Below are 3,896 nucleotides of genomic sequence, written 5' to 3'. Positions count from 1 at the left end.
CCGGACAATATCCGCTGGATGTAGTTAAACTGAGATGCGATTTTCTATCAGCTACAGGCAGAAAATATATGCGTGGCCCAAGAGGTACTGGATTTTTGTATGTAAGTAAAAGGGTAATCGAACAATTCAACCCTTTAAATCTGGATTTACATTCGGCCGAATGGATTGACAAAACATCATTTAAGGCACGTTCGGATGCTAAGAAATTTGAGACCTGGGAACATAGTATATCGGGTAAACTAGGGCTGACAGCAGCCGCAAGGCAGATTAATGAATTGGGGATTTACAATATCTGGGAAAGAGTAATGAACTTGGCCGGCTACTTGAGGACAAGTTTGAGTGAAGTAGAAGGCATTGAAGTTACTGATACCGGCTCTTTAAAAAGCGGAATTGTCACCTTTCAAGTTAATGGTAAATCTCATCAAGGTATAAAAGAGTACTTATCTCAAAATAAATTTAATACAGTAATTGCTGTCAAAAATGGAACCCTCATTGATATGTCCAACAGAAATTTAGACTCTGTCATCAGGGCTTCCATACATTACTATAATACAAATTCAGAAATTGATAGCTTTGTCAGCTGTTTAAAGAATTACTTGCATTCTGAATGAAGCGGTTACTAACTCTTATTTTTTTACTTTTTACTTTCTTTTTCGATACACATGGCCAGTCTCAATGGTCTTATGGTGTGAATCCTTATTATGGAGCGGTTCTTAAATACAAAAAGAACATGAAGCAGCTCGAGTACACCAATTTACATGGTGTAGAGTTGTATGCAGCCATGCTTACTGATGGCAGTAAATATTGGCACAAACTTTACAACTATCCTCAATGGGGAATTGCAGCTTCTTATTTTAATTACAATGTGCCTGGTGAATTGGGAGAAGTAGGCTCACTGACCACTTACCTAGACATGACAGCCGGCAAGAAAAAGCATAAGTGGCGATTAAATATCGGAACTGGTATTGTCTATTCAACAGGTAGATTTGATTCACTCACCAATGAAGAAAATAAGGCTATCAGCAGCAAAATTAGCTATGTATTGCGAGGCACAATTCACAAAGAATTTCAATTAAGTGAGAACTATTTTTTTAATGTTAATATCGCCTTCAGGCACTATTCTAATGGCAAATTGAACATGCCGAACAATGGTATGAACTACCCTATTGTAGGCGTTGGTTTGAGGTATGTACCTAAACCTTTTAAGCAAAAAGATATAGAATGGGAGATTAAGGAACTTGATAGAAAAGTACATTATTCAGTGCGTGGATCAATGTCATGGAGGGAAGTGTGGCAGGAAGACATAAAACATAAAGCCTATAGTTTAAGCGTTTACGGAAGCAAACAAGTATCAAAATATAATACCATACTCGTGGGAGTAGATGCTTTTAATTATGATCAACTCTCTGTAGACAGAGCAAATGTGGTTTACAGAGAAAAAGAAGCGATTACTTCAGAACAGGAATTGAATAACGGCACTGGTCAGGTGGCTGTTACTGTGGGAACAGAGCTTTGGATTAGTAAAGTGTCGGTGGTAGTTCAGGGAGGTATTTATGTTTACAAGCCACAAGAATTTTATTCTGGCTGGTATCAGAGGTATGGCATCAAATATAACTTCAATAAGCATCTCTTTAGCCAAGTAAGTTTAAAGTCCCACGGCCGCACTGCCGATATGGTTGAGTTCGGTTTAGGGGTTACATTATAAACTTTTAAAGGTATTATTTTGTAATTTGTATTGTGATGAATCCTGAAGAAGGAAATAGTGCCAGTACAGATAAGAAAATTAGTGCCCTACTGACTAAGGCCCACGAAGGTATTGTTCTTTATGACAATCAGGGAAGAATAATCTATGCATCACCATCATCAAAAAACGTTAGTGGATTTGAAGTGGCAGAGATTCTGGGTAAATCAGGGCTCGATTTTGTACATCCTGATGAAATGGAACTATCTGCAAGAAATTTTGCCAGTGTACTGAATGTGCCTCAAAGTAGTATCACCTTTAGGCAAAGACTTCTCCATAAAAATAAGCACTATATCTGGGCTGAAACAACTCTCTCTAACTTTTTGCATGACCCCGATGTTGCAGGAGTAATTTCTAACTTTCGTGATATCACTTCACAAAAACTTGCTGAGGATGAGCTGCTGGAAAGCAAAACCTTGCTTGAGAGTATAAATCAAAACATCAAAGAGGCAATTTATCGTAATGTGCCCGATCGTTCTTTTGAATATGTGAATCAGGCATTTTTGGAAATGTTTAGATTTAAGTCGCTAAAAGATTTAAATAAGGTAACCTCCTCAACCCTTTATGTTGATCCTGAAATTCGACAGTTTATTAAAAATGAACTCTTACATAAAAAAGCCATTAATAATATTGAAGCAGAGTTTAAGCGTAAAGATGGCACCACTTTTTGGGGTCTAATAAGCAGCACACTTATAACCACTGCCGATGGCATAGCATACTTTGATGGCGCCATTCGAGATATTACGAGTCAAAAAATTGCAGAAGAAAAACTAAAGCGCAGTGAAGAATTTTTAACATCAATCAATAGAAATATTAAAGAAGGTCTGTACAGGAGTACGCTAAACAAAGGCATGGTCTATGTAAATGATGCCTTCGCAGAAATATTTGGGTATGATTCAGCCAAGGCCATTTTAGAAACAGATGTGGAGCAACTTTATTTTCATCTGGATTCCAGAAAAGAAATCGTAAAAGAACTTAAGGAGAAAGGCGCTATACGAAATAAGGAAATCCAGTTTAAAAGAAAGTCGGGGGAGGTTTTTTGGGGGTTAATGAGTAGCTACCTCAATAAAAGTAATTCAGGCGAGTATTATTTTGACGGGGCGATTAGAGACATTACTGAGCTGAAGAAAACGGAGGATAAATTAAGAGAGCTGAACGAAACACTCAAAACCAAGAACAAAGAGCTTAAGAAAAGGGAGCATGAACTAAATAAGGCACTCGAAGAATTATCGGATAGAAACTTTGAGTTAGACCAACTGGTATATAAAACCTCACATGACTTGCGCTCACCATTAAGTTCTATTTTGGGCTTGGTACATGTTGCTAAACTAGACGATTCTTCTGTGAACAAGACAGAATACATCGAGAAAATCGGTTCAAGTATTCATCGGTTAGATGATTTTGTTAAATCGATGTTGAATTATGCAAAAGCCAGTCGTGTGGAGGTGAAGAACGAGGAGCTTAACATCAGAGAATTGATAAATTCAAGCATACATGATCTTGAGTACCTTGAAAATTTTGATAAAGTATCTGTGGAGGTAGTTATTAAGGGCGATGAACAGGTGAAGTCCGACAAGTTAAAGTTGAAAATCATCCTAAGTAATATTATATCAAACGCTTACAAATACATGGATCTTGATAAAACCAAGAATTTCCTTAAAGTATCTGTAAATCATCAAAAAAAGAGGTTAAAAATTAACATAGAAGATAACGGAATAGGTATTGATAAAGAACATCTACCAAAAATCTTCGACATGTTTTACCGGGGTACTGAAAAATCGCAAGGTTCAGGTTTAGGCATGTACATTGTAAAGCAATCCATCGATAAGCTGGAAGGTAAAATTACTATAGCAAGCACACCGGGCAAGGGCACTACCTTTAACATTAGCCTTCCTATCCAATAGAATAAGCCGAGTTGGCCTTTTCATAAGATCAGAGTACCTTTGTGGCCTCGCAAATAACTAAACATAAACTATGAGTGCAGTAGAATACATAAAGGATAACAAACAGAAATTTTTAGACGAACTTTTCGATTTACTCAGAATCCCATCAGTAAGTGCAGACCCTGCTTACAAAAATGATGTGTTAAAAACAGCAGAATTTGTAAAAGAGAGCCTTGAGAAAGCAGGTGTAGATAAAGCAGAAATCTGTAAAA

General features: G+C 37.0%; 3 protein-coding genes and 1 pseudogene. All 4 read left to right on the top strand.

Going from position 1 to position 3,896, the window contains the following annotated elements; translation table 11 throughout:
- Positions 1-611, top strand: a 611-nt coding sequence (locus RLO81_RS00280) for an aminotransferase class V-fold PLP-dependent enzyme (RefSeq protein WP_350105583.1), incomplete at its 5' end; no start/stop codon positions are given.
- On the top strand, positions 608-1,705 hold the full coding sequence (locus RLO81_RS00275; RefSeq protein ID WP_350105580.1) for an acyloxyacyl hydrolase: 1,098 nt from the start codon (positions 608-610) through the stop codon (positions 1,703-1,705). The genes RLO81_RS00280 and RLO81_RS00275, both read left to right, overlap by 4 nt.
- Positions 1,706-1,740: 35 nt before the next feature.
- Positions 1,741-3,645 carry a PAS domain-containing protein gene (locus RLO81_RS00270; RefSeq protein WP_350105577.1) on the top strand — a complete coding sequence of 635 codons (1,905 nt, stop codon included), beginning with the start codon at positions 1,741-1,743 and terminating at the stop codon, positions 3,643-3,645.
- A gap of 70 nt (positions 3,646-3,715) precedes the next feature.
- Positions 3,716-3,896 (top strand): annotated as a pseudogene (locus tag RLO81_RS00265) (peptidase dimerization domain protein); the annotation flags it as partial.

The sequence above is a fragment of the Fulvivirga sp. genome (assembly GCF_040220315.1).
Lineage (GTDB): Bacteria > Bacteroidota > Bacteroidia > Cytophagales > Cyclobacteriaceae > Fulvivirga.
The sequence above is the reverse complement of the archived record's forward strand: the minus strand, read 5'-3'. Positions and strand labels throughout refer to the sequence as shown.

Excerpts from the sequence above, each read along its gene's own strand:
- RLO81_RS00275 (WP_350105580.1), top strand. The coding sequence starts at position 608 with ATGAAGCGGTTACTAACTCTTATTTTTTTACTTTTTACTTTCTTTTTC.
- RLO81_RS00270 (WP_350105577.1), top strand. The coding sequence starts at position 1,741 with ATGAATCCTGAAGAAGGAAATAGTGCCAGTACAGATAAGAAAATTAGT.